We start from the raw sequence: 25,655 nt of genomic DNA, 5'->3' as shown, positions 1-25,655 counted from the left end.
CCCGAGAATGACGGCGCTCGCCGCCGCCGGCCACTCACCGCAACGTGATTGAGAATCCCTGCTGAACCCCGAGTGCCCTCGGCCGTTTCCTAACGGCCTGTCAGCTTTCTGCGCGTAAGGGAGGCGGGTCTGTTCAAGAAAATCATGTTCTTCACCCTCTCCAAGATCCTCTGGTTCCTGGCCTCGCCGGTGAACCTCGCCATTGCCGGGCTCGTGCTGGCGAGCCTGCTCGCTTTCACGCGCTTTTCCGGGCCGGGGCGCTGGCTCGGGCTGATTTGCGTGCTCGCGCTCGGCCTGCTCGCCTTCAGCCCGCTGCCGCGCATTGTCGTCAGGCCGCTGGAGGATCGCTTCCCGCAGCAGGCGGTGAATTCCGGCAAGGTCGACGGCATCATCGTGCTCGGCGGCGCGATCGGCGTCGCGCGCGAGGACATCGTGCTCAACAATGCCGCGGCGCGGATGACCAAGGCGGTCGAACTCGCCCGGGCTCATCCCGAGGCGAAGCTGGTCTTCACCGGCGGCGGCGCCAATCTGCTCTCGCCGGTGGTGCGGACCGAGGCCGACGGGGCGCGGCTCTTGTTTCTCGGCCTAGGGCTGCCGGAAAACCGCCTCGTCCTCGAGGACAAGTCGCGCAACACGGTCGAGAACGCTGTGTTCACCCGCCGTCTGGTCAACCCCAAGCCCGGCGAGCGTTGGCTTCTGGTGACCTCGGCCTGGCACATGCCGCGCGCCATGGGCGTGTTCCGCAAGGCAGGTTTCCAGGTCGAGGCTTTCCCGGTCGATTTCCTCTCCAGCGGCGAGCGCGCCGATTTTCTGCGGCCTTATCGCAAGGCGGCGCGCGGGCTCGACATCGCTGACGACGCCTTCAAGGAATGGGCCGGGCTCCTCGCCTATTATCTCGCCGGCTATACGGACGCGCTGTTTCCTGGACCGGCGCAGGCGGCGCCGCGGCGCTAGCAGGGGCGCCTTTCCTGGCTGATCGCGTCGAGCACCAGCCTCGCTGCCACCTCCGATCCATCGCTGCGGATCGTGCGGGCCACGACGGCCGCCCGCGTTCCGGTCTCGGGTGCCAGCGCCGTGGTGAGCGCTGCCGACAATGAGGCGAAGCTTGGCGTCGGACCGTCATGAGCCGCGCCGATGCCGAGTTTCGCCACCCTACCGGCCCAATAGGGTTGATCGACGATCTGGGGGATAATCACCTGCGGCGCGCCGGCGCGGGTTGCCGCCGTCGTCGTGCCGGCGCCGCCGTGATGCATGACGGCCGCCATCTGCGGGAACAGCGCCTGCTGGTTGACGTCGCCGGTGATGAAGCAATCACCCTGGTCGTCGCCCAAGGCGAGGTCGGCCCAGCCCCGCAACACGACCGCGCGGCGGCCTTGCGCACGGGCTGCTTCGATCGCGACGAGGGCGGCGTCCCTGGCTGACTGCATGAACATGCTGCCGAAGCCGACATAGATCGGTGGCTCGCCTGCCTTCAAGAATGTCACCAGCTCTGCCGGAAGCGGCCGCTTGTCGGGCAGGATCCAGGCGCCGGTCTGCACGGCGTCGCAGAGTTCCGTCTGCCGCCAGGGCCACAGGACCGGGTCGGATGCCAGAAGCGGTTGGTCGGTGAAGACGTGATCGCGGGCATTGTCGACGGACAGCAAGCCGAGCGCCGAGCGGTGCGCCCTGAGCGCCTCACCGAACAAGGCATTCATGGTCCGGGCGTTGAAATCCCATAGTTCGCGGTTGTCGGTCACCTCCGGCGGCAGCGGATGGCCCGGATAGGGGAAGGGCCGATGATGCTGCGAGGGCAGGAAGAGCGGGCAGAAGGTGACATGGCGATAGGTGAGGCCCATCAGTTCCGCGACCGAGCGTGCGGCGCTCGCTGACGGAAACAGGCCGGTCGCGACGATCGCATCGCATCCTTCGGCCGCGGCGGAGATGGCGTCGAACTGCGCAGCCATCATGTCGGAGGCGAGCTTGTGGAAGTCCGCTGTCGATAACGGCTTTGCCCGCTCGCCGACCCATTGGCGGATCGGCATGAAGGCCGGCGCCAGCGGCACGCCGGCCCGTGCCAGCAGGGCGGCGAATTCCTGATCCGGCGGCGCGGACACCACCGCTTCGACGCCGAGGCCCTGCAGTTGCACGGCAAGTGCCACGAGCGGCTCGACATCGCCGCGCGAGCCGTAAGTCGATAGCAATACACGCATTTTTCTTCTCCCTTTGGCCTGGGGTTCAGGCCGAGGGCAGCGTTCCTAGGACATGGAGGGGGGCTTGCCGCAAGCCCCCCGGTGCGTTAGACGATGATAGTGGCAAGAGGCAGATGCATCCCTCGGCCGCTCTCCGCTGCAGCTGAAATCGCCCCTCGCGAGCTGGCGACGCAGCCTCGAACGACCTCCTCGACCATCCCAGACAGCACGAAGCAGGCGCGGTCTAGCGCCGTCCGAAGACCATCGTTGCGGCGCGGAGGAAGCTGATTGCCGCGGGACGGCCTAAAGCATCAGACCGAAAAGTGGAATCCACTTTTCGGAAAAATCAGATGCTATAACAAATAGATAGATCACCGTTATCGCGTCCGATAGGACGCGCGGTGATCTAGTCTTGGCTGGCCTCATCATGCCCCGGCAACCGCAGGCGATAGACGCCGCGGAAATCGTCCGGATCGACCGGGCGCCCTTTTCGGGTAATCACCAGCCGACCGTCCTTCATCAACTGCACGGCGACCCGGCGGATCGGCTGCATCAGCGGGCCCCAGCCATCGGGGTGGTCGCCGCCAAGCGTGCGGGCGATATCCATCGGCGAGGTCGTCCGGTCACTCCGCTCGGTGGTGAGACGCAGGATCGTCTCGGCAAGCTCGTCATCTGTCGGTGTGGTCATGCCGCTTGCTGAGCCTGCGGATGGATTTCGTCAAGCGCTGCGACGCCCCGCGCCGACGGCGGCGGCCGAGTCCGAGGCGAATTGCCGGCGCCACATCACCGTCAACACTGCCGCGGTGGCGATCAGGAAGAGCCAGGGCGAGATGAACCAGCCGAGATAGGCCAGCGCAAAGAAGAAGGCGCGCTGGCCGCGGTTGAAGTGCAGCCCGGCGACGATGTTCATCGCCACCGCTTCGCGCGCCGCGGCGATCGTCTCGGGCTTGTCGGCCTCGGTCCATGACGGGATCGCGCCGATCAGGATGGCGCAATAGTTGAACAGCCGATAGCTCCAGCTGAACTTGAAGAAGGCATAGGCGAAGATCACCGCGAGCCCGATCACCTTGATCTCCCAGGCGGCGCGGGTCGTCGTCGTGGCGAAGGGCAGGTCGGCGAAGATCTGGACGACGCGGTCGGCCGATTGCAGCAGCGTCAGCGAGCCGCCGATGGCGATCAGCGAGGTCGAGGCGAAGAAGGCGGTGCCGTTCTGCAGGCCGTTCATCACCTGCGTGTCGATGATGCGGTTCTCGCGCTTGACCGATTCCATGATCCAGCGCTCGCGGCGCTGGTTCATCAATGTGTTCAGGCTGCGCCTGGAGTGGGGCCCGGTCTCGACGGCCAGAAGGTAGCCGATCCAGGCGGCGGCGAAGAAGGCGATCGCGATCAGGTCGAGCGGTCCGAATCCGGCCATGAGCCCCTCCGGCCGGCAGATTGGCGAGGCTGGCGCACACCTGCAAGCCCGCGATTGACGATAGCCGCGCCAGCCGCCACTTTGCCGGCCTCGCAGGGGGAGGGCCGGCCATGCCGCAGACGATCACCAAGGGCTACAAGGCGCTGCTGGCCGAGGCGGAAGCCGCTGTGAAGACGCTCTCGGTCGACGAGGCAAAAGCCTTGGTCGGGCGCGACGATACCGTCTTCGTCGACCTGCGTGATCCGCGCGAGCTCGAGCGGGAAGGGCGCATGCCGGGCGCCTTCCATTGCCCGCGCGGCATGCTGGAGTTCTGGATCGATCCGGAAAGCCCCTATGCCAAGCCGGTGTTCCAGGAAGACAAGCAGTTCGTCTTCTTCTGCGCCGGCGGCTGGCGCTCGGCGCTCGCGGCCAAGACGGCGCAGGATATGGGCCTGAAGCCGGTCGCGCATGTCGCTGGCGGCTTCGGCGCCTGGAAGAAGGCCGGCGCGCCGTTCGATGCGCCTGAGCCGAAGCAAGGCTGAGCCCGTCGCTTGTCCCATTTCGTCATCGTTTTTCTCGTCATCTGCTTCGTCTTCCGCAAGCCGCTCGGACGCCTCCTGGCGAAGCAATTCCCCGATCGGGCGAAGCGCCAGCGCGTGCTCGGCACGGTCATCGTGGCGTTCCTCCTGGTGATCGGGATGAGACTGGTCGCGATGTTCTGGTGAGCCTCCTTCTCCCCTCGGGGGAGAAGGTTCCGGCAGGGGGATGAGGGCGCTTCGACTGGGTGAAACTAGGACAGGTTGCACCCGTCCTTCCCTCATCCGTCAGCGCTGCGCGCTGCCACCTTCTCCCCCGAGGGGAGAAGGGAAGAACAGACGAATCCTGCACGCGCGTCGCGAAATATCGTGACGCCAATGCGAGGTCCGATCGGTTTTCGCTGCAACCACCCCATGCATTGGACGCGGCTTGCACAATAAGCGGGCATGCGGCATGTTGCCGGTCCTGGCTCCAACTCAGGAAAGGGAGGGCTGAATGGAATTCGCTACCATCACCGCTCCCACCATGCGGTCCCGCCACCACTAGGTCGGATCAGCACGAGGCCCGCCTTTGCGGCGGCTCGAGCCAGCATTTCCCATCGCGTTTTCTGAAGTCGCGGCCGCGGTCGCGCTTCGCCTGAATTTGGAGCCGGTCTCGTCGGGGCCGGATGCTTTCATGTCTCTTTCTCCCAAGACGGAGCGGCAGGAGCCGTTCCGGGCCGTTCTCGGCTTCACTTTTTCACATTGGGGCCGCCAACGCTGGCGCGTCGCCGGCGTGGTCCTCACCGTGATGGCGGCGACCGCCGCCGACCTGTTCATGCCGCTCTATGCCGGGCGGCTGGTCGATGCGGTCGCCGGCGAGCGGGCGAGCGGACTCGACGCTGCGCTTGCGGCGCTCGTCATGATGATCGTGCTCGGCGCGGTCACGGTGCTGTTCCGGCACCTGTCCTTCATCGGCATCACGCAGATGACGCTGCGCACGATGGGCGATGTCGCGCGCGAATCCTTCGCGCGCCTGCAGCGCTTCTCGACCGACTGGCACGCCAACAACTTTGCCGGCTCGACAGTGCGCAAGATCACCCGCGGCATGTGGGCGCTCGACCTGCTCACCGACACGATCGTGATCGCGCTGCTGCCGTCGCTGATCGTGCTGCTCGGCACGACGGTCCTGCTGGCCTGGCACTGGCCGGCGATGGGCGCGGTCGTCTTTGCCGGCGCAGTGATCTACTGCGCCGTGACGATGGTGCTGTCACTGCGCTTCGTCGCGCCGGCGGCGACGCTCGCCAACAGCTGGGACACCAGACTCGGCGGCGCGCTGGCCGACTCGATCTCGTGCAATCCGGTGGTCAAGGCTTTCGGCGCCGAGGCGCGCGAGGACCAGCGCCTGACCGGTGTGCTGGCGAAATGGGCGGGGCGGACGCGTAGGACATGGGTGCGCGGAACCTGGTCGGGGACCGCACAGCAGATCGTGCTGCTGGCCTTGCGCGCTGCGGTGATCGGGCTGGTGATCTGGCTCTGGGCCAATGGCCAGGCCACGCCCGGCGACGTCGCCTTCGTGCTGACCAGCTACGCCGTCGTGCATGGCTATCTGCGCGATGTCGGCCAGCATGTGCACAATCTCCAGCGCTCGGTGAACGACATGGAGGAGCTGGTGGCGATGCACGCGCTGCCCTTCGGCGTGCCGGATCGTCCGGGATCGACGGCGATGGACGTGACTGCCGGCGAGATCGCTTTCGAGCGGGTGACCTTCCACTATGGAGGCCACATCGAGCCGCTCTATCGCGACTTCTCGCTGACGATCAGGGCCGGCGAGAAGGTCGGCCTGGTCGGGCGCTCCGGCTCCGGCAAGACGACCTTCGTCAAGCTGGTGCAGCGGCTCTACGACGTCACCGACGGGCGCATCGCCATCGACGGGCGCGACATCGCCTCGGCGACGCAGACGTCCCTGCGGGCACAGATCGCGATCGTGCAGCAGGAACCGGTGCTGTTCCACCGCTCGCTGGCGGAGAACATCGCCTATGGTCGTCCGGGCGCGAGCATGGCGCAGATCGAGCAAGCGGCGATGCTCGCCAACGCGCATGAGTTCATCATGCGCCTGCCCAAGGGCTACGGCACGCTCGTCGGCGAGCGCGGCGTCAAGCTCTCGGGCGGCGAGCGGCAGCGGGTGGCGCTGGCACGCGCATTCCTGGCCGACGCGCCGGTCCTGATCCTGGACGAGGCGACCTCGAGCCTCGATTCTGAATCGGAGGCGCTGATCCAGGAGGCGATGGAGCGGCTGATGGAAGGCCGCACCACCATCGTCATCGCCCACCGGCTCTCGACGGTGCGCGCCATGGACCGCATCCTGGTCTTCGACCGCGGCGAGGTCGTGGAAGAAGGCCGGCATGAGACGCTGCTGACCCATGACGGCGGCATCTACCGGGCGCTGTTCGAGAAGCAGGTCAGCGAGCTGGCCAAGGGCCTCGTCGCCTGAACCATCAAGCCTTGCCGCCCCTTATCGGGGCGGCAAGGCGCACCTCACCCTTGCTTTTGCTTATGGATTTATTGCGAAACCCGCATTCCACTGCTGAGGGAGGAGCCCTAGCCTCGCAGCCGAGATTTGGGGGGCTTCATGGATCGTCGTAGTTTCGGTATCGCGCTGGCTGCCGCGATGGCCGCGCCGCTGGCGGCACGGGCGCAATCGGCCATTTTCCTCGACTACACGCAGGATGCGCTCGACAAGGCCTATGACCAGCGCGTCTGGGCGCCGAACGCGCAGGAGGTGATCGCCCGCTACGCCAGCGACAGCGCCACAGTCCGGCAGAAGTATCCGCCGAAGACGGAGCGCTACGGCGAGAGCGAGGCCGAGACGCTCGATATCTTCGCGCCGGCCGGAGCCAAGGACCTGCCGGTGATGGTGTTCATCCATGGCGGCGCCTGGCGGGCGCTCGGACGCGAGGACGCCTCGGCGCCCGCGCCGACCTTCGTCGAGAACGGCTGTCTCTATGTCGCGCTGAACTTCGCCAATATCCCGGCGGTGCGCCTGCCCGAGATGGCGGCGCAGTGCCAGCGGGCGTTCCTCTGGCTTCACAAGAACATCGCGCGCTTCGGCGGCGATCCGCAGCGCATCTTCGTCTCGGGCCATTCCTCTGGCGGGCACCTCTGCGGCGTCATGCTAACGAGCGACTGGTCGGCGCTGGGCGGTCCGAAAGACCTGATCAAGGGCGGCGTCGCGATGAGCGGCATGTACGAGCTCTATCCGGTGATGCTCTCGGCCCGCAGCTCCTACATCAAGATCTCGAAAGACGAGCTCGCAGCGCTCAGTGCGATGCGCCATCTCGACCGGATCGCCTGCGATGTCATCGTCGCCTTCGGCGACAAGGAAAGCCCCGAATTCCAGCGGCAATCCAACGAGTTCGCGACGGCGCTCGCCGGTATGGGGCGTCTTGCGCGGAAGGTCGTGCTGCCCGGGCGCGACCACTTCGTGGTGCCGGAGGAGCTGAACAATGCGAAGACCGAGCTGTCCCAGGCCGTCATGGCGATGATGAAGGCTGCCCGCTGAGGCTGGGACAATCGAACTAGTGGTCAGCCCGGCTGGCAACAGCCGGACAGCAGCCGGTCCTTGTACCAGACCGAGATCGTCATCGGCTTGTCGTCGTCGCTGGCAGTCACCGAGCAGGCCTCGTGGCCGATGACGGCGCGGATATCGGCGCTCAGTCCGAAGGTCACGCCGGCGATCAGCGTCGTGTTGCGGCTCTGCTGCAGGGCGAAGGGGGAGGTGGAGGCCTTGCCATCGCCATCGGAGAAGCGAGCCTTGCCGTCGGTGCCGAGCTTCAGGCTCCAATAGGGTTCATCGCCGCCGCAGCTGAGGGGCGCGGCCGGTGTTTCCGGCGAGCGGGCGAGAGCTGCTTTCGCCATGGGCATGGCGAGGAACAGCAGGATGGCTCCGGCGCGGATCGGCATCGTCGCTGTTTCCTCCAAAGAAGCGTTCAATCTGCCGCGAACAACGCCTTTGCACCGCTGCCGGCGGGACAGCGGCGCAAAAGTAGGTGGAGGCCGGTTCAGGCGGCCTGCTCTTGGCTGTTCTGGCGACGGCGCCCGAGCAGGAAGAACAGTGCCGAGCCGACGATGCCGACGGCACCCGCTCCGGCGCCGACATAGATCATCTCGCTGTCCTGATCGGCCTGCTTGTTGGCGTCGTCCGCGATGATCACCGCGTCCTTGCCCGGCTCGTCCGGCAGGTACTTGATCTTCAGCGTGTCGACGGTGAGCTTGTCGTTGCTGATGATGCGACGCGCGAACTCGGTCGAGACCGTGATCTTCTCGGCGGTGCGGTCCTTGCCGGCGGCATCCTTCCAGGCGAGGTCGACGGAATAGCTGGTGCCGCCGCGGCGGCGCTTGGTGCGGGTCGCGCCCTCGACCGAGGCCTGGGCCTCGATGCCCTTCGCCGCGATCGTCCTGACGCGTTCGCCATCCTGCCAGCTGAAGAAGGCGAGGACCGGCCCGCCGATCGCTGCGATCAGCAGCAGCCATTTGATCTTGCCGGTTATCCAGCCGACGATTCCGCTCATTGGGGCCTCCATCGAGACAGTTCGGGAAAGGAGCCCGGATCCTGTCCGGGCGCCTCCCGCCTGTCCCGGCCAGCGCGACTTTCGCAGCCGTGAAGGCTCGCGCATGGCGCGCATGCGCCAGCGTCACTCTTTCGAGATTCGAACTATTCGGACGGTTTGCCGGTGCGATTTGCCAGGTTCGGAGCTGCGGCACGCGGCCTGACGCCGGCGACAGGGCCGGCCGGCAGCGGCTCATTCAGATCCCGATTCAGCGGCTTGCCATCCTGAATCGGCTTGTTCAGAAAGCGATTCATCCCGGTGAGGTAAGTCTCTGGCAAAGCCCAGCTTCTGGCGCTGGCGATGATGTCTTCAAGGTAGCCGGGGCGGGGCCGGCCGACCTGCCCGCTGCGCCCGACATAGATCAGCGCCCGCTTGGCGCCGCCCTCGACGATCACCGGCTGGCTGATCTTGACGTAGAGGCCGCTGGCGAGCTCCTCGAATTTGTCGAGCGTGCGGATGTCGCCGAGGGCGCAATCCCAGAGCACGCCATGGACGCTCTCGCGTGGATCGCGGATCACCGAGGCGTAGCCGTCCGTCGTGACGATAAACCGGTGGCGCGGCAGGCGGGCTAGGCCGAGCGCCTTCGAGCGCGGGCAGCGCAGCGCCATCGCGGCGATGTCCATATTGGCGCCATAGGCGAAGTAGAGCGGCATGGCGGGTCGTCGCTTTCCCGAGGGCTGTCGCCTGCGGCAACCGGCAGGTCCGGCGGCGGGCTTCGACGATACCAATGCCGCAAAAGCCCCGGACGCGGCAACCGGCCAGATGGCTGGCCGGCTGCGCTTGCGTGGTCCGGCCCTGCCGGCAATCCGAATGTCACTGGCTCCGCAGCGCGAGCGACAATTCGTCGAAGGTGCCGGGGAAATACGAGACATTGTGCCAGGGCCTTTTGGTCAGCAGGGCGGCGAGCTGGCGGGCCTGGGCGACATCGCGTCCGAACAGGACGATGCGGCGATTGAAGTCGTCCTCCGGAAGCGGAGCCTTCTTGAGGGCGCCCGAGGCCAGCGCGTCGACCGGGGCATTGAGCGCACCTGGCAGGCTGCCCTGCCCGAATTCGCCGGCGGCCCGGGCGTCGATGAACACGGCCGTCCTGTCGATGTTGAAGATGCGGCGCACGCCGGCCAGCTCGACTTCGACCGGCCCGCCGAGCGCCCGCCAGACCGGGAGGCCGAGCTGGTAGCGCCGGACATTGGAGAAGCCCGCCGCCGCCAGCTCGTCGGCCCGCCTGCGGCTGGCCTGGCAATAGGGACCATTGCAGTAGAGCACCAACGCGGCCGCCCTGTCGCCCTTCGCCAGTCGCTCAACGGCGGCCGCCACCTCTGCCGGCGAGCCGTCGAGGCTATGAGCGTCGGGCAGGTGCCCCGCGTCGAACTCCGCCGGTGTGCGGGTGTCGAGCACGATGGCACTGCGGTCGGCGAGCACCCTGCGCATCTCGTCAGTGGAGACTTCAGCCGTCTTCTGACCGGTTTCGGCCAAGGTCGCCCGGAAAATGTCGACGCTCTCCGCCCTGGGGGCACCGATTCCGACAGGGGCAAGAAGGGCACAGAACATCACCACGGGAATATTGAAGATCATCTTTATCTCCGCCGATCGAATTAGAGCTGTTCTTTCATGCCGGCAGCATCGTTGCTGGAGCGACATAAGAACGCTGGATCGACTAGAGCATCGGTCATTTATTCGATCCAATATTATAACGTGCGCGCTCCTCGTTTGAATTCAGCTTGAAGGCGACTCGCGTTGCCCATTTTTCAATCTACTCCGCCTTGATTCCTGCGGCTTTGACGATCGGCGGCCACTTCACGACTTCGGCTGCGAGGAACGCCGCTGTCTCCTCGGGTGAGCCCGGGCGTGCCGCGTAACCGAGGGCGGCCAGCCTGGCGAGCATTTGCGGGCTTCGCAGGCAGTCGCGGACGGCCTGGTTGAGCCGTTCGACGACCGGGCGCGGCGTATCCGCCGGAGCGAGGATCATCGCCCAGGCATCCGGATCGAAGGCGAGCTGCGGATAGCCGGCTTCGGCGACGGTCGGCACGTCGGGAAGTTCGGGGCTTCGGCTGGCGCCGGTATAGGCGAGGGCCCTGAGCTTGCCCTCGCGTATCAGCGGGAGAAGCGTGGCCGTGGTCCCGAAGTTCAGGTCGAGCCGGTCACCGAGCATGTCGGCGATCGCCTGCGCACCGCCTCGGTAGGGAATGCTTCTGATATCGACGCCCGCGACGCTCTTGAGCGTCTCTCCGAGGATCTGCGGCGGTGTATTGAGGCCGTATCCGAAGGTGAGCGCGCCGGGATTGGCCTTCGCGTGGGCGATCAGCTCGCGCAAGGTCCGTGCCGGGGTGCGAAGGCCGGTCACGAGAACATGCGACCAGGCCGCGACGGTCGCGACCGGCACGAAGCCCTTGAGGAAATCCTGGCCGCCTTGCGGATAGAGGCCATAGACCTGCGAGCTGATGGCGAAGAGCAGGGTATGCCCGTCGGGCGACGCATGCGCCACGGCGCCGGTGCCGATCGCGCCGCCGGCGCCTGACTGGTTCTCGATGACGACCGCCTGGCCGAGCCGATGCGACAGGTCTTGCGCTGCAATCCGGGCCAGCGCGTCGACAGGCCCGCCGGCAATGAAGGGAACCACCAGCTTGACGGGATGGTCGGGAAAGCTCTGGGCGGCGGCGGGGCTACAGAAGGCCGCCGCAAGCGAAAGCAGTGCCGAAAGGAGGCATCCGGCGCGACCTGCGAGCCGGCTCCCGGTGTCCGGGGATCGCAGCCGGGGGAAGGCGGAAGAGAGCATCATCGCGTCCTCCGATGGCGGTGGCCGTTCGGACGGCCCTGCCGTTCGGCCGGCCTCGGGCCTTCACATCACAGGAAGCGCGGCGGTGCGTCCACTATGATCCCGAGAGCGCAGCGCGCGGTTTTGCAGCCCGGTCCGCAGCCGTGGCGGTTCAGAGAGGCTGGGCGAGGGGACCGAGTGCGTCGAGCAAACTTTTCAGCGAGAGCCTCACCGCCGCCGTCAGGCCGGCCTCGTTGCGGAACCGCGGGCGCTGGCTGGAACAGGCGAGGAAGAGGGTGCGGCGGATCGCCGGCCGGATGATCGGCCGAGCCGCTAGCCTGCCGTCGCGAACCTCGTCCAGCACCGCGAAATACGGCAGGACGCTGGACGCCGCGCCACGGCTGACGAGGTTCTTCATGGCCGACACCGATCGAACCTCATAGGCGACCTTCAGCGTGAGTCCCAGCTCCAGCGCCTCCCGTGCGACCGCGGCCCTCACGGTGTCGCCCTGCTCGGGCATGGCGAGGGTCTCTTCCAGCACCTCGGCGAAGGGCACGGGCCCGCTTTTGTCCGGGCCGGGGAGGGTGACGAGCACGAGATCGTCGCGGAGCAAGGGGGTGCGCGCGAGCTGGGGCAGGTCGGGCACGTCGTAGCAGAGAATGAAGTCGACTTCGCCGCGGGCGAGGTCATCGACCAGGACATGGCTCATCGCCTCGACCATCCCCAGCGAAACCTGCGGCAGGCGCTCGCGCATGGTCACGGCGATCTCCGGCCCCACCACCGGCATCAGGGCCGGCGTCGTCCCGAGACGGATCGCCTCGGTCCTGTCGGTGCCAAAGGCCGAGACGTCGGCGCGTGCCGCGGCAGCCAGATCGAGTATCGCGAGTGCCCGCTCGCGCAGCAGCTTGCCGGCCTCGGTCGGCGAGACCCCGCGCGAATGGCGGACCAGCAATTCGACCCCGAGATCCTCTTCGAGCAGCCGAATCTGCATGCCGAGCGCCGTCTGGGCGACATGCAGCTGTTCGGCGGCGCGCGTCATGTTGCCGGCGTCGACCACGCTGACGAAGTATCTCAGCTGCCGCATGTTCATCAGCGCCGCCTCGACATCTCGGAAAGGCCGCCGTCAGGTCTACTTCGTCTTGTTGAACAGCTCCCGCCCGATCAGCATCCGCCTAATCTCGCTGGTGCCGGCTCCGATCTCGTAGAGCTTGGCGTCACGCAGCAGGCGCCCGGTTGGGTAGTCGTTGATGTAGCCGTTGCCGCCGAGCAGCTGGATCGCGTCGAGCGCCAGCTGCGTCGCCTTCTCGGCGGCGATCAGGATGGCGCCGGCGGCGTCCTCGCGGGTGGTCTCGGAGCGGTCGCAGGCCTTGGCGACGGCGTAGACATAGGCCTTGCACGAGTTCATCGCGACATACATGTCGGCGACCTTGCCCTGGACGAGCTGGAATTCGCCGATCGACTGGCCGAACTGCTTGCGCTCGTGGATATAGGGCAGGACGATGTCCATCGCCGCCTGCATGATGCCGAGCGGGCCGGCCGAGAGCACGACGCGCTCATAGTCGAGCCCGCTCATCAGCACGTTGACGCCGCGGCCGACCAAACCCAGCACGTTCTCCTCGGGAACCTCGCACTCCTCGAAGACGAGCTCGCAGGTGTCGGAGCCGCGCATGCCGAGCTTGTCGAGCTTCTGATGGGTCGAGAAACCCTTCATGCCCTTCTCGATCAGGAAGGCGCTGATGCCGCGCGTGCCGGCCTCGGGATCGGTCTTGGCGTAGACCACCAAAGTCTCGGCGATCGGGCCGTTGGTGATCCACATCTTGTTGCCGGTCAGGACGTAGCGATCGCCCTTCTTGACCGCCTTGGTCTTCATCGAGACGACGTCGGAGCCTGAGCCGGGCTCGGACATGGCGAGTGCGCCGACATGCTCGCCCGAGATCAGCTTGGGCAGATACTTCTGCTTCTGCGCCTCGTTGCCGTTGCGGGCGATCTGGTTGACGCAGAGATTGGAATGGGCGCCGTAGCTGAGGCCGACTGAGGCCGAGGCCCGGGAGACCTCCTCGATCGCGACGCAATGCTCGAGATAGCCGAGGCCGGCGCCGCCATATTCCTCCGGGACGGTGATGCCGTGCAGGCCGAGCGCACCCATCTGCGGCCAGAGATCGCGCGGGAACTGGTTGGTCTTGTCGATCTCCTCGGCGCGCGGCGCGATCTTCTCCTGCGCGAAGGCATGGACGGTGTCGCGGATCGCGTCGGCGGTCTCGCCGAGGTCGAAATTGAAGGGGCGGGGCGCGTTGGCGAGCATGGTGTCCTCCCGGCTTGAAAACAGGCGGAGCGCGCGCGCCCCTTTCCTGCGTTATAGCGCGGTTGGTGCCCAAGTCAGCGGGCAGGCGGCGGCAGATGGTTCTGCGTCGATGCGCAGATGCGAGTCGGTGGCGGAACAGGGGCGATGCGACCGACCGGAGCTCAGTTTCGGAGACTGCCCAGGCGGCGAACTCGGAACAATGGCAGCGCGCCTTCCGAGCCTTCTGGGACATTGCCCTGACGTTGATGAATTCATTCACCGCGCCAGAATTTCGAATTGGCTTCCGCAGATGGGTCGTCCTAGCTTGGCCTTCTCTGAGAGATCAAGGAGGGAAGCATGGCTACCGATCGACCTGATCCAATTCGCAGAACCCTCCTTCTTGGCGGCACGGCTTTGGCGGCGTCGGGTCTCACTTCTTCTCCGATGCAAACGGCTCAGGCTCAACAGCCGGCGCCAAGTAACGCAGCTGGTAATCGCAAGCCGAATATTCTCATGATCATGGCCGACGACATCGGCTGGTTCAACGTGAGCGCCTACAACCACGGGATGATGGGCTATCGGACGCCCAATATCGACCGGATCGCCAAGGAAGGCGCGCTGTTCACGGACTGGTATGGCGAGCAGAGCTGTACGGCGGGACGAGCCGCTTTCATCACGGGGCAGTCACCGATCCGCACCGGTCTCACGAAAGTTGGGCTGCCCGGCGCCGACATCGGCCTGCGTGCCGAGGATCCCAGCGTCGCGGAATTTCTCAAGCCGCTTGGTTACGCCACCGGGCAGTTTGGCAAGAACCACCTAGGCGACAAGGACGAGTTTCTGCCGACGAACCATGGCTTCGACGAGTTCTTCGGCAATCTTTACCACCTCAATGCCGAGGAGGAGCCAGAAAACCCCGACTATCCAAAGAATCCGGAGTTCCGGAAGCGGTTCGGTCCACGCGGCGTCCTCAAAATCTCGTCCGACGGCAAGATCGAGGACACCGGTCCGCTGACGACCAAGCGGATGGAGACGGTCGACGAGGAGTTTCTCGGTGCTGCGCTCGATTTCGTGGATCGCCAGCACAAGGCGAACAAGCCGTGGTTCTGCTACTTCAACCCGACCCGGATGCACGTCTGGACGCACCTGAAGCCCGCCTCTCAAGGCAAGACGGGCCTCGGGCCCTACCCGGACGGCATGGTCGAACTGGACGGCTATGTCGGGCAGCTCCTGAAGAAGCTCGACGACCTCGGCGTCGCCGACAACACCATCGTCTTGTTCACCTCAGACAACGGCGCTGAAGTGATGTCGTGGCCCGATGGTGGGACGACCCCCTTCCGCGGCGAGAAGGCGACCAACTGGGAGGGCGGCTACCGGGTGCCGATGGTCATCCGCTGGCCGGGAACGATCCCGCCCGGCACGACCTACAATGAAGCCTTCTCGCACTACGACCTGATCCCGACATTTGCCGCGGCCGGGGGTGATCCGGATGTCGTCGCCAAGTGCCTGAAGGGCGCGCAGATCGGCAACAAGACCTTCAAGGTCCATCTGGATGGTTACAACCTCATGCCCTTCTTCAAGGGTGAGGTGAAGGAGACACCGCGCAAGGAGTTCATCTTCTGGAACGACGACGGCCAGCTCGTCGCGATCCGGTATCTGGAATGGAAATCGGTGTTCCTGGAGCAGAATAACAAGGGCATCGGCGTCTGGCAGGGGCAATTCACCAACCTGCGCGTTCCGAAGCTTTTCAACCTGCGCTCCGACCCATTCGAACGAGGCGATGAGTCGATCCTCTATAACAAGTGGATGGCTGACCGGGCGTTCGTGCAGGTGCCGATGCAGACTTTCGCCGCCAACTGGCTCCAGAGCTTCAGAGAGTTCCCGCCACGCCAGAAGCCGGCCAGCTTCAATCTCGATGACGTCATGCAGAAGGTCGAGGCGATGGGGAAAGGCGGTAATTGACGAATTTGGCGGCGAGTCTTTGGTGGTGAGTCGAAGACGCTTGAGGGCGGGGGGCAAGACCTTGGTGTCGACGCCGAAATAGCCGGCGATCGGGGGCGTGGCGATAGCCCTACCGCCCGATCACCCCGCGCCGGCGCAGCAGGAACAGGGTCAGCATCGAGGCGCAGAGGCAGGCCAGGGTGACCAGCGCGGCGCCGGTTTCCGATTCCACCCAAGGCAGGCCCTTCACATTGATGCCGAACAGGCCGGTGATGAAGGTCGCCGGCAGGAAGAGCGCCGTCAGGATCGAGAGCACGTAGAGCTGCCGGTTGGTCTGGTTGGCGGAGCGCACGGCGATCTCGTCCTGGAGCAGGCGAGCCCGGTCCTGCACCGACTGGATGTCCTGGCGCAGCGTATCGACCCGCAGCAGCAGTCGAAGCGCACTGGCGCGCACCGCTTCGGGGGCGGAGCGTCCCGAGGGCGTCTCGGCGAAACGCCGGAACAGCAGGTGCAGGCCGGCGAGCTGGCGGTGCAGCTGCACAGCGGAGCGGCGGACGGTGCCGACGCGCTGCGGGCCGTTGTCCAGCTTGTCGAGCAGGATCTGGTCCTCGACGCTGTCGGTCTCGTCGGAGAGCCGCACGACCGCGTCTGTGACGTCGTCGATCAGATATTCGATGATGTGCTCGAACAATTCGGCCGGCGAGGCGATCTGCTCGCCGGCATTGAGAGCCTCGACGGCCTTGCGGATCGATTGCAGCGCCTCGCGCCGGCCGGTCAGCAGGAAGCGCTCGCCGACCGCCCAGGCGAGCGTGCCGACATGGTCGGTGCGGTCGACGATGTCGCGGGTCAGGTCATGGGCGATGCCCCAGACCAGGCTGGCGGAATGATCGAGCCGCTGATGCGTCTCGCGCGAGAGCAGGAGCTCACGCGCTGCGGGCGGCAGTTCCTTGCGCTCGTCGATCCAGGCCTGGGCCCTGGTGTGGACGAGATCGAGATGCAGCCAGACGAAGCCCTGCTCCGGCGCCAGCGTCGGCACTTCGTCGCGCGGCAGCAGTTCAGGGGTGCCGTTCGCGTCGAAACGGTAGGCCCAGACGATGCCTGTCCGCGACTGGATATCCTGCAACATCGATATTCCGCATTCTGACTGGCTAGCTGATGTCGCATCAGCGCTTGTCAGATGACGGTTTTGCGACGCCTGCCCTCAGTCGCGGGCGATCGACCCAGTCGTGGCGACGTCGCGTGCCTGCGCCGATCTCGGAATTTTGCCCGGCGGCGCGAATTTCAACGGCGTGTTGCCGGCCGCCTTCGGCGTCCGCAGTCCTGCCGGAGTGGCCGGCGGCTTCGGCGTGGTCGCGACCTTGGACTCGCCGCCGCGCCATTTGCGAGCGCCGATGTCGTAGCGACCGTCACGCCAGGCTGAGAACTCGTGCTCGGTGCCGAAGAAGGCGTTGCGGTCGACGTCGCCGCTGATGCCGGGCACGCGGCCGGTGGTGGTGAACTGCCAGAACTCCCATTGCTTGCGCTCATAGCGGTGCTTGAGCGGGGCGGCGGTCGAGCGCAGCCAGTAGGGGTGGTCGTTGAACTCGCCTTCGAGCACGTCCTCGTGGAAGGTGATGTCGGTGTAGATGATCGGTTTCTTGCCGGTATGCTCCTGCAGGCCCTTGAGCATCTCGCGAATCTTGGCGAGCGCCTTCTCGCGCGGGATTTTCTTGCCGCATTTCTCCGATTCGCCGTTCCATTCGACGTCGAGAACTGGCGGCAAGGCGTCGGGATCGCGCGGAATATGGCGCTTGAACCAGCGCACCTGATCCTTGGCCGGCCGGCACCAGTAGACGAAATGGTAGGCGCTGCGCGGCACACCGGCCTTCTTCGCCTCGGCCCAGTTCTTCTTGAACATCGGGTCGAGATGGTCGCCGCCCTCGGTCGCCTTGATGAAGGCGAAGCGGGTGCCGGCATCCTTGACCTTGGCCCAGTCGATCTCGCCCTGCCAGCGCGAGATGTCTATGCCCTGGATCGAGCGCTGACGTGCATCGCGCACCCCGGCATGCGGGGAGGCGTCGCCCTTCTTCGGATAGAGCGCGAGCGCCGGGCCAGCACAGAGCAGGCCGAGAACGGCGGCGGCGAATGCCTGCAACGGCAAAGCTGTGGCCGGCCGCGCTTCTGGACTGGTCTCAGCGCGCCGCGCCATGCTTGTCTCCCGTTTGCGAGGCAGGATAGGCGGCGGCCGAGTTAAGAGGTGGTTAGCATTCGAGTGGCCGGCTTCAGGCTTGGTTAACCGGCGGGAGGCTGGCGATGGAGAACCCGGAGGGCGCGGGGAAAGGCAAGGCCGGCCGGGTCCTGGCCTATGGCGTCCATGTGCTGACGGCGCTCGGTGCCGCACTCGGCTTGCTGGCGCTGCAGGCGATTTTCGTCGGCGATCTGGCGCAGGCCTTCGCCTGGCTTGGTGTGGCGCTGATCGTCGATGCGCTCGACGGGCCGCTGGCGCGGCGCTTTGCGGTCAAGGAGCGGGCGAGGCGTTATGACGGCGCGCAGCTCGACCTCGTCGTCGATTTCGTCACCTATGTCTTCGTGCCGGCGGCTATGCTGCTGCGGCCTGAGGTGATGACGCAGCCCTATGGGCTTATCGCCGGCCTCATCGTGACGCTGACGAGCGCGCTCTATTTCGCCGATACCGGCATGAAGACCGACGATTGGTGGTTCCGCGGTTTTCCGGCGGTCTGGAACATCGCGGTGTTCTACATCGTCGCCTTCGCGCCGCCGGACTGGCTTGCGCTGGTGGTCATCCTGATCGCGACGGCGCTGATGTTCCTGCCGGTGGTGTTCGTGCACCCGGTACGTGTGCGGCGCTGGCGCGGGCTGACGCTGGCCATGCTGGTGCTCTGGGCCGCTGCGGCCGCCGCGACGATCTGGCACGGCATGCGGCCGGACGCCTGGAGCAAGGCCGGGCTCGCGCTGGCGGCCTGCTATTTCGTCGGGCTTGGCCTGGCGCGCGCCAGGGTACCGCGCGGATAGGTGTTTACTCGGATTCCGGCGCGGTCTCGTCGTCGACGACCTGGCCGAGCGGCGCCGGCTGGAAGGCGGCTGCGGCCACCGGCCGGCTCGCGCCCGGCATCATCGCGACAGGGGTGTGCTCCGGACCGGGGCTCGGATTGGGCGCCGCCGGACGCTGGCGCGTCCAGGTCCGCGTGCCGATATCGAAGCGGCCCTCGCGCCAGCCGGTGAACTCACCCTCATTGCCGTAGAAGGCATTGCGATCGACGTCGCCCCTGATGCCGGGGATGCGGCCGGTGGTGGTGAACTGCCAGAAGGCCCAGGGCCGGTTTTCGTAGCGCGTCTCGGGCTTCGCCGCGGTCGAGCGGATCCAGTAGGCGTAGTCGTTGAACTCGCCTTCCAGGATGTCCTTGTGGAAGGTGATGTCGGTGTAGATCACCGGCTTCTTACCGGTGAGCTGCTCGAGCTCGGTCAGCATCAGCCGGATCTTCTCCAGCGCCAGCGAGCGTTCGACCTTCTTCGGGCAGGTCTTGGAGTGACCGTTCCATTCGAGGTCGAGCACCGGCGGCAGCGCGTCGGGATCGTTCGGGATCTGCTGCTTGAACCAGATCGCCTGCTCATGGGCCGGGCGGCACCAGTAGACGAAATGGTAGGCGCCGCGGGGCACGCCGGCGCGGCGCGCGCCTTCCCAATTCCTTTGGAAGGCCGGGTCGACATGGTCGCCGCCCTCGGTTGCCTTGATGTAGACGAAGCGGGTGCCGGCCCCCTTGACCGCGGCCCAGTCGATCTCGCCCTGCCAGCGCGAGATGTCGATGCCCTGGATCGGATATTGCCTGGCAGCGTCGACGCCGGGATGCGGACGCGCATCGCCCTTGGCCGGATAGTTGTCCAAGCCGACGCAGCCGCCCAAAGCCGTCAGCGCGGCGAGCAGTGCGAAGGGAGCCAGGGAAAAAGGTTTCATGCGGCGGGCGGTCATTTCCCGGACAATTGAGGAGAAAGCTTGACGCCCGGTTTACGCTACCGATTTTTCCCTGCCTGTCAGGTCAGGCGCAATAGCAATGTCGCGATGCCCAGGAAGGAGAAGAAGCCGACGACGTCGGTGATGGTGGTGACGAAGGTGCCGGACGAGATTGCCGGGTCGATGCCGGCCTTGTCGAGCGCCAGCGGCACGGCGACGCCGGCGAAGGCGCCGATGATCAGGGTCGCGACCATGGCGAGGCCGATGACGACGCCGAGCATGTGGTTGCCGAACCAGAAGCCGGCGACCAGTGCGGTGATGAGCGCGAAGGCGACGCCGTTGAGCACGCCGACGATCATCTCGCGCCGGAAGAAGCGGCCCATGTTCCAGCCGCCGAGCTCGCCGGTGCCGAGTGCGCGCACCGCCACCGTCATTGTCTGGGTCGCGGCGTTGCCGCCCTGGCTGGCGACGATCGGCGCGAGCACGGCCAGCGCGACGAGCTTGCCGAGCTGCTCCTCGAACATCGCCATGACCGAGGCGCTGACGAAGGCGGCGATCAGGCTGATGAAGCGCCAGCGGAAGCGGCCGAGCGCGACCTGGCGGACCGAGTCGGAAATCTCTTCCTCCGCGTCGACGCCGCCGAGCTGCTTGACGTCGTCGTCGCCGGCTTCCTCGATCACGTCGACGATGTCGTCGATGGTCATGACGCCGACCAGCCGGCCGGCGGCATCGATCACAGGCGCGGCGACGAGGTTGTAGCGCTGGAACATCCGCGCCACGTCCTCGACGTCGTCGGTGGCCTGCACGACGCGGCGATCGTCCTCGACGAGATCGGCGACGCTGACGGGGCGCTGGGTGCGCAGCAGCTGGTCGAGCCTGACGGTGCCGACGAAACGATGACTGGGGTCGGCGACGAAAATCTCGAAGAAGCGCTCGGGCAGCTCCTTGGTCTCGCGCAGGAAATCGATGGTCTGGCCGACGGTCCAGAACGGCGGCACCGCGATCACCTCCGGCTGCATGCGCCGGCCGGCCGAGTCTTCGGGATAGTCGAGGCCCTGCTGCAGCACCGTCCGCTCGGCCGGCGTCAGCTTGTCCAGGATCTCGCGCTTGTCGGCCTCGTCGAGGTCCTCGAGGATGTAGACCGCGTCGTCGGTGTCGAGATCGCGCACGCCCTCGGCGACCGTCTCCGGCGAGAGCTCCTCGAGAATCTCTTCGCGGACGGCGTCGTCGACCTCGGTCAGCGCGGCGAAGTCGAAATCGTTGCCGAGCAGGGAGATCAGCTTCGGCCGCTCCTCGGCATCGAGCGCCTCGATCAGATCGCCTAGATCGGCCTCGTGCAGCTCGGCAACGAGCTTGCGCAAGGTGGTGACGTCGGAGAGCAGGACGGCCTGCGAGACCTGCTCGACGAAGTTCGCGTCGATCGCGCCGTCCTCGTCGCGGACCTTGCGCTCCAGCGTCTCGTCGGCAGCGTGCTCGGCTTCCACCATGGGGCGCTCCGCGATTCGAGGGCAGGGGATTCGGGGGCAGGGGATCGCGCCGGAACGCGTCAGCGCCCTTGTGTCAGCGCCGCCGCTCCATAGCAACGCGCCGGGAACGAATTCGACGCAATTGCAACGAAAAACGGCGACCCTTGCGGATCGCCGTTTCCTGGGCCTTAGCCCCAAACTGGTGCGGTCAAGAGGACTCGAACCTCCACGGGTCTCCCCGCTACCACCTCAAGGTAGTGCGTCTACCAATTCCGCCATGACCGCAGCGGCTCCTAAGGTCACCGCGTGGTGGCCGTGAACTCCGGAGCGGCGCGGGTCTAGCAAAAGCTATGGGCGGCGACAAGCCCCGTTCGGACTGTGCTGTTGACGAAGTTTGCGCGGCCGGAGATCGTCACGGCACAATGCTGCCGGCCGCGCTCCCTTATGACGCAGTCGGCTCAGTGATAATCGCCGCCAGTCTGCGCTCCCGCGCAGGCGATGAGCGGGGCCGGGAGGACGTTGATGCGCGCATTTTCCATTGCTCTGGCCCTGAACGCCTGCCTGGCCGCGACGGCTGCGCACGCTGCCTGCCCGGATGCCGCGGCGATAAGCGGCTTCGTCGCGGATTGGGAGGCGAAGCGCCCGGCCAAGGCCTTGCCCGTGGCGAATCCCCAGGATGCGGCCTGCGCGCGCGGCAAGCTCGTCGCCGAACTGCAAGGCAAGCTCGGCAAGATTGTCGGCTACAAGGCCGGTCTCACCGCCAAGGCGGTGCAGGAGCGCTTCAAGGCCGATAGTCCGGTGAGCGGCGTGCTGTTCGAGAAGATGATTCTGAACGATGGCGCGAAGCTGCCGGCTGCTTACGGTGCCCGCCCGGTCTGGGAGGCCGATATGCTCCTCGTCGTCAAGGACGAGGGAATCAACGCCGCGAAGACGCCCGAGGAAGCGCTGCGCCATCTTTCGGGCATGCGCCCCTTCATCGAATTGCCGGATCTGGCGCTGGCGCCGAGCGAGACGCTCGACGGCGTGCAATTGCTGGCGATCAATGTCGCCGCTCGCTTCGGCGTGGCCGGCGCGGAGGTACCGCTCAAGGCCGATGCGGCGACGCTCGCGCTTCTGGCCGAGACCAAGATCGTCGCGACGGATGGCGGTGGTGCGGTGCTGGCCGAGGGAACCGGAGCGACGACGCTCGGCAACCCGCTCAACGCGGTGGTCTGGCTGGTGCAGGATCTGGCCAAGGCCGGTCGCAAGCTGGCCCCGGGCGACCTGATCAGCGTCGGTTCGTTCTCGCCGCTGACCCCGCCGAAGCCGGGGCAGCAGGTCACTGTCCGCTATGAGGGCTTCGCCGGCACGCCGAAGGTCAGCGTCCAGTTCGAATGAGAGCGGGCCGGGCGGCCGATGTCGATCAGGCCGCGTCGGCGACGGTTTCGAGCGTGTAGACGGTCGGCCGCATCAGCATCTCGGTGATCTCGACCGAGATGCGGGTGCCGGCGACGACGACATGGCCCTTGGCGAAGGGATGGTTGTTGGCGAGAATCTGGACCTCGTCGTTCTCGGTCGCGTTGAGCTCGATGATCGCGCCGCGACCCATGCGCAGCAATTTGTAGATCGGCATCTGCGCCGAGCCGAGCACCACCGTCAGCTCTACCGCGACGTGATCGAGATCAGCCTTCAAAACCCGCCTCCGCAGACTTAACTTCAGAACTATTCCACGAACTTGCCAGCGACGCGGAAACCGGCGCATGAGCAGCGGCGAAGCGATCGGACGCCGCACCGGTTGCCAAGAGTTGAACAAACTAGGTTAAGCCATAGTGAAGACGCGCGAGGCGCTTGCGGTCTCGTTCCTGCCGGAGGCGGGTTCGGAGCCGGTCGAATGGGTGATCGCCGACGAGCCGGTGGGCTATGAGGCGGCCGTCGCCGAGATGGAGGCGCGTGCCGCCCTGATCGCCGACGGCGTGGCGCGCGAGCGCGTCTGGCTGGTCGAGCATCCCGCGCTCTACACCGCCGGCACCTCGGCCAAGGACGCGGACCTGCTGACGCCGGAGCGCTTCCCCGTGCACCAGACCGGGCGGGGCGGGCAGTTCACCTATCACGGCCCCGGCCAGCGCGTCGCCTATGTCATGCTCGACCTGAAGCGGCGCGAGCCGGATCTGCGCCGCTTCGTTTCGGCGCTGGAGGCCTGGCTGATCGGCACGCTCGCCGCCTTCAACGTCCGCGGCGAGCGGCGCGAGGAGCGCGTCGGCGTCTGGGTACGCCGGCCGGAGAAGGGCGTGGACGCCGAGGACAAGATCGCCGCGCTCGGCATCCGCGTCAGGCGTTGGGTCTCGTTCCACGGCATCTCGCTCAATGTCGAGCCGGAGCTGGCGCATTTCGACGGCATCGTGCCCTGCGGCGTCTCCGACCAGGGCGTGACCTCGCTGGTCGATCTCGGCTTAGCCGTGACCATGCCCGAGGTCGATAGTGCGCTGCGGGCCAAATTCGAGCAGATTTTCGGTCCGACGATCGCCGTTTCCTGACGTTTACCTTGCGTTGACCATCCGCCCGGATGCTTGCCCGGTGATATCAACCATGGGGACGACGATGACGAGGTTCATCTTCGCGGGCTGCCTGGCAGCTTTGCTTTCAGCCTGCACCAACACCGAGGAGCGCATTGCCGGCGCTGCCGCCGGGGCTGGCACCGGGGCTATCGTCGGCGGGCCGATCGGCGCCGTCGCGGGCGGAGCGATCGGCGCGTTCGCGGCTCCGACCGTGACCGGCTCGGTCCGGCGCATGCGCGAGTAGTCCTTCGCCGATCCGGTTCGAGAGGCCGTCTTTCAGGGTGCACGTCCGCGCACGGCGCATCTGCGCGCCGTCGCCTGTTTGCCTTTTGGCCACGGCGCGCCATAACCGGACGAGGACTATTTTAGGGAGCGCGCCGTGGCGGTCATCGAGAGCAAGGTCGATCTCAACTCGGCCGAGGCGCGCACCAATGTCGCGGCCTGGAGCGCGCTGCGCGATCAGTTGCTGGAGCGGCGCGCCACCGCCGCGCTCGGTGGCAATGCCCGCTCGCGCGAGCGCCATACGGCGCGCGGCAAGCTGCTGCCCAGGGAGCGCGTGCTGCGCCTGCTCGACCCCGGCTCGGCCTTCCTCGAGGTCGGCTCGCTGGCCGCCTTCGACATGTATGACAAGGACGTGCACGGCGCCGGCATGATCGCCGGCATCGGCCGCGTCGCCGGGCGCGAGGTGATGGTCGTCTGCAACGACGCCACCATCAAGGGCGGCACCTACTACCCGATGACGGTGAAGAAGCATCTGCGCGCCCAGGAGATCGCGCGCGAGAACAAGCTGCCCTGCATCTATCTGGTCGATTCGGGCGGAGCCAACCTGCCGCACCAGACCGAGGTCTTTCCCGACCGCGAGCATTTCGGCCGGATCTTCTACAATCAGGCGACCTTGTCGGGCCTCGGCATTCCGCAGATCGCGGTGGTGATGGGCTCCTGCACCGCTGGCGGCGCCTATGTGCCGGCGATGTCGGACGAGACGGTCATCGTCCGGAACCAGGGCACGATTTTCCTTGGCGGCCCGCCGCTGGTGAAGGCGGCGACCGGCGAGGTCGTCTCGGCCGAGGATCTCGGCGGCGCCGACGTTCATGCCAGGCTCTCGGGCGTCGCCGACCATTATGCCGGCGACGACACTCATGCGCTCGCGATCGCGCGGCGCATCGCCAGCAACTTCAACAGCGTCAAGCGGCCCGACATCGACATCGCCGAGTCGGTCGAGCCGCTCTATGGCGCCGATGAACTCGACTCGGTGGTGCCGACCGACCTCAAGAAACAATACGACGCCCGCGAGATCATCGCCCGGCTGGTGGACGGCTCGCAGCTCGACGAGTTCAAGCCGCTCTACGGCTCGACCCTGGTGACGGGCTTCGCCCGGATCCACGGCATCCCGGTCGGCATCATCGCCAATAACGGCATCCTGTTCTCGGAGAGCGCGCTCAAGGGCGCGCATTTCATCGAGCTCTGCTGCCAGCGCCGCATCCCGCTGCTCTTCCTGCAGAACATCACCGGCTTCATGGTCGGGCGCGAGGCCGAGACGCGCGGCATCGCCAAGGACGGCGCCAAGCTGGTGACGGCAGTCGCCTCGGCGCGGGTGCCGAAGATCACCGTGCTGGTCGGCGGCTCCTTCGGCGCCGGCAATTACGGCATGTGCGGACGCGCCTACTCGCCGCGCTTCCTGTTCGCCTGGCCGAACTCGAAGGTATCGGTGATGGGTGCCGAGCAGGCGGCGAGTGTGCTCGCCACCGTGCGCGGCGACAATCTCGAAGCCGAGGGCAAGCCCTGGACGGCCGAGGACGCCGAAGCCTTCAAGGCGCCGATCCGCGACAAGATCGAATCCGAGGGTTCGCCCTATTACGCCACCGCCCGGCTCTGGGACGACGGCATCATCCTGCCCTCCGAGACGCGCCGCGTGCTGGCGCTGGCCTTCTCCGCCTGCCTCAACGCCGAGGTGCCTGAGACGCGGTTCGGCGTGTTCAGGATGTGATCCCAAGGCGTCATGCTCTGGATCCGCTGAACTCCAGCTCGCCGAGGGTTGGTATTCGAGCA

The 25,655-nt window shown here is 66.5% G+C and carries 25 protein-coding genes, 1 tRNA gene and 1 pseudogene; 11 read left to right on the top strand and 16 right to left on the bottom strand.

The genetic code is table 11. From position 1 onward, the window contains the following. Positions 1-144 precede the first annotated feature (144 nt). Positions 145-954, top strand: coding sequence for a YdcF family protein (locus tag ASE66_RS28840; protein ID WP_057193191.1), 810 nt, complete (start codon positions 145-147; stop codon positions 952-954). Here ASE66_RS28840 and ASE66_RS28835 read toward each other — a convergent pair. The 3 genes from ASE66_RS28835 to ASE66_RS28825 all read right to left on the bottom strand — a co-directional run bounded on the left by ASE66_RS28835 (position 951) and on the right by ASE66_RS28825 (position 3,582). After that, positions 951-2,189 (bottom strand): glycosyltransferase, encoded by a 1,239-nt coding sequence (locus ASE66_RS28835; RefSeq protein ID WP_057193190.1) that lies wholly within the window; start codon positions 2,187-2,189, stop codon positions 951-953. The two genes, ASE66_RS28840 and ASE66_RS28835, sit on opposite strands and share 4 nt — an antisense overlap. A gap of 385 nt (positions 2,190-2,574) precedes the next feature. Beyond that, a complete protein-coding gene (locus ASE66_RS28830; protein ID WP_057193189.1) occupies positions 2,575-2,856 on the bottom strand; it encodes a DUF3253 domain-containing protein in 282 nt (93 codons plus the stop codon). A 30-nt stretch (positions 2,857-2,886) separates the two neighbouring features. Continuing rightward, a complete protein-coding gene (locus ASE66_RS28825) occupies positions 2,887-3,582 on the bottom strand; it encodes a DUF599 domain-containing protein (protein ID WP_057193188.1) in 696 nt (231 codons plus the stop codon). Positions 3,583-3,692: 110 nt separating this feature from the next. Here ASE66_RS28825 and ASE66_RS28820 point away from each other — a divergent pair, with 110 nt between their 5' ends. The 4 genes from ASE66_RS28820 (at position 3,693) to ASE66_RS28810 (ending at position 7,638) form a co-directional block, all read left to right on the top strand. After that, positions 3,693-4,103: a rhodanese-like domain-containing protein gene (locus tag ASE66_RS28820; protein ID WP_057193186.1), complete on the top strand. Its 411-nt coding sequence runs from the start codon at positions 3,693-3,695 to the stop codon at positions 4,101-4,103. Between the two features lie 9 nt (positions 4,104-4,112). Beyond that, positions 4,113-4,286 carry a hypothetical protein gene (locus tag ASE66_RS32305; protein ID WP_156412365.1) on the top strand — a complete coding sequence of 58 codons (174 nt, stop codon included), beginning with the start codon at positions 4,113-4,115 and terminating at the stop codon, positions 4,284-4,286. A gap of 487 nt (positions 4,287-4,773) precedes the next feature. Beyond that, positions 4,774-6,570 (top strand): ABC transporter ATP-binding protein, encoded by a 1,797-nt coding sequence (locus tag ASE66_RS28815; RefSeq protein WP_057193491.1) that lies wholly within the window; start codon positions 4,774-4,776, stop codon positions 6,568-6,570. Positions 6,571-6,708: 138 nt separating this feature from the next. Next, positions 6,709-7,638 carry an alpha/beta hydrolase gene (locus ASE66_RS28810; protein WP_057193185.1) on the top strand — a complete coding sequence of 310 codons (930 nt, stop codon included), beginning with the start codon at positions 6,709-6,711 and terminating at the stop codon, positions 7,636-7,638. Positions 7,639-7,661: 23 nt separating this feature from the next. Here the strand turns inward: ASE66_RS28810 and ASE66_RS28805 are convergent, their stop codons facing one another. From ASE66_RS28805 to ASE66_RS28775, 7 genes and pseudogenes are all read right to left on the bottom strand, one after another. Then, complete coding sequence (locus tag ASE66_RS28805) at positions 7,662-8,039, bottom strand: hypothetical protein (protein ID WP_057193183.1); 378 nt, start codon at positions 8,037-8,039, stop codon at positions 7,662-7,664. A gap of 98 nt (positions 8,040-8,137) precedes the next feature. Further along, entirely contained in the window at positions 8,138-8,647 is a 510-nt protein-coding gene (locus ASE66_RS28800) for a DUF3592 domain-containing protein (RefSeq protein ID WP_057193182.1), read from the bottom strand. Between the two features lie 299 nt (positions 8,648-8,946). Next, positions 8,947-9,339: pseudogene (locus tag ASE66_RS28795) on the bottom strand (gamma-glutamylcyclotransferase family protein); the annotation flags it as partial. Positions 9,340-9,499: 160 nt separating this feature from the next. Then, positions 9,500-10,258 (bottom strand): rhodanese-like domain-containing protein, encoded by a 759-nt coding sequence (locus ASE66_RS28790; protein WP_057193180.1) that lies wholly within the window; start codon positions 10,256-10,258, stop codon positions 9,500-9,502. 178 nt (positions 10,259-10,436) lie between these two features. After that, entirely contained in the window at positions 10,437-11,462 is a 1,026-nt protein-coding gene (locus ASE66_RS28785) for a Bug family tripartite tricarboxylate transporter substrate binding protein (protein ID WP_057193178.1), read from the bottom strand. 148 nt (positions 11,463-11,610) lie between these two features. After that, a complete protein-coding gene (locus ASE66_RS28780; protein WP_057193177.1) occupies positions 11,611-12,528 on the bottom strand; it encodes a LysR family transcriptional regulator in 918 nt (305 codons plus the stop codon). Between the two features lie 39 nt (positions 12,529-12,567). Then, positions 12,568-13,740 (bottom strand): isovaleryl-CoA dehydrogenase, encoded by a 1,173-nt coding sequence (locus ASE66_RS28775; protein WP_057193175.1) that lies wholly within the window; start codon positions 13,738-13,740, stop codon positions 12,568-12,570. Between the two features lie 336 nt (positions 13,741-14,076). On the opposite strand from ASE66_RS28775, the gene ASE66_RS28770 reads away from it, so the two are divergent. Continuing rightward, on the top strand, positions 14,077-15,678 hold the full coding sequence (locus tag ASE66_RS28770) for an arylsulfatase (RefSeq protein WP_057193173.1): 1,602 nt from the start codon (positions 14,077-14,079) through the stop codon (positions 15,676-15,678). 109 nt (positions 15,679-15,787) lie between these two features. Here the strand turns inward: ASE66_RS28770 and ASE66_RS28765 are convergent, their stop codons facing one another. Beyond that, positions 15,788-16,783, bottom strand: coding sequence for a CorA family divalent cation transporter (locus tag ASE66_RS28765; protein WP_057193171.1), 996 nt, complete (start codon positions 16,781-16,783; stop codon positions 15,788-15,790). A gap of 75 nt (positions 16,784-16,858) precedes the next feature. Continuing rightward, complete coding sequence (locus tag ASE66_RS28760) at positions 16,859-17,845, bottom strand: GH25 family lysozyme (protein WP_057193169.1); 987 nt, start codon at positions 17,843-17,845, stop codon at positions 16,859-16,861. Positions 17,846-17,949: 104 nt separating this feature from the next. Between ASE66_RS28760 and ASE66_RS28755 the strand changes: the two genes are divergently transcribed. Next, positions 17,950-18,669, top strand: a complete 720-nt coding sequence (locus ASE66_RS28755; RefSeq protein ID WP_057193167.1) for a CDP-alcohol phosphatidyltransferase family protein — start codon at positions 17,950-17,952, stop codon at positions 18,667-18,669. A gap of 4 nt (positions 18,670-18,673) precedes the next feature. Here the strand turns inward: ASE66_RS28755 and ASE66_RS28750 are convergent, their stop codons facing one another. The 3 genes from ASE66_RS28750 to ASE66_RS28740 form a co-directional block, all read right to left on the bottom strand. Beyond that, the gene (locus ASE66_RS28750) at positions 18,674-19,609 is read right to left on the bottom strand and encodes a glycoside hydrolase family 25 protein (protein WP_244495088.1); all 936 of its coding nucleotides are present in this window, start codon (positions 19,607-19,609) and stop codon (positions 18,674-18,676) included. A gap of 77 nt (positions 19,610-19,686) precedes the next feature. Next, positions 19,687-21,093 carry a magnesium transporter gene (gene mgtE / locus ASE66_RS28745; protein WP_057193165.1) on the bottom strand — a complete coding sequence of 469 codons (1,407 nt, stop codon included), beginning with the start codon at positions 21,091-21,093 and terminating at the stop codon, positions 19,687-19,689. A 179-nt stretch (positions 21,094-21,272) separates the two neighbouring features. Further along, positions 21,273-21,357 (bottom strand) — tRNA-Leu (locus tag ASE66_RS28740). Between the two features lie 237 nt (positions 21,358-21,594). Between ASE66_RS28740 and ASE66_RS28735 the strand changes: the two genes are divergently transcribed. Beyond that, complete coding sequence (locus tag ASE66_RS28735) at positions 21,595-22,449, top strand: 2-keto-4-pentenoate hydratase (RefSeq protein WP_057193163.1); 855 nt, start codon at positions 21,595-21,597, stop codon at positions 22,447-22,449. Between the two features lie 25 nt (positions 22,450-22,474). On the opposite strand, the gene ASE66_RS31665 is transcribed toward ASE66_RS28735, so the two are convergent. Next, complete coding sequence (locus ASE66_RS31665) at positions 22,475-22,744, bottom strand: FliM/FliN family flagellar motor switch protein (RefSeq protein WP_244495087.1); 270 nt, start codon at positions 22,742-22,744, stop codon at positions 22,475-22,477. Between the two features lie 133 nt (positions 22,745-22,877). On the opposite strand from ASE66_RS31665, the gene lipB reads away from it, so the two are divergent. From lipB to ASE66_RS28715, 3 genes are all read left to right on the top strand, one after another. Then, complete coding sequence (gene lipB, locus ASE66_RS28725) at positions 22,878-23,585, top strand: lipoyl(octanoyl) transferase LipB (protein ID WP_057193161.1); 708 nt, start codon at positions 22,878-22,880, stop codon at positions 23,583-23,585. Between the two features lie 64 nt (positions 23,586-23,649). Continuing rightward, positions 23,650-23,850: a hypothetical protein gene (locus ASE66_RS32795; protein ID WP_156412364.1), complete on the top strand. Its 201-nt coding sequence runs from the start codon at positions 23,650-23,652 to the stop codon at positions 23,848-23,850. A gap of 144 nt (positions 23,851-23,994) precedes the next feature. After that, complete coding sequence (locus tag ASE66_RS28715) at positions 23,995-25,593, top strand: carboxyl transferase domain-containing protein (protein WP_413814300.1); 1,599 nt, start codon at positions 23,995-23,997, stop codon at positions 25,591-25,593. Positions 25,594-25,655: the final 62 nt, after the last annotated feature.

The organism is Allobosea sp. Root483D1 (genome assembly GCF_001429505.1).
Lineage (GTDB): Bacteria > Pseudomonadota > Alphaproteobacteria > Rhizobiales > Beijerinckiaceae > Allobosea.
This window is presented reverse-complemented; position numbering and strand designations above follow the sequence as displayed.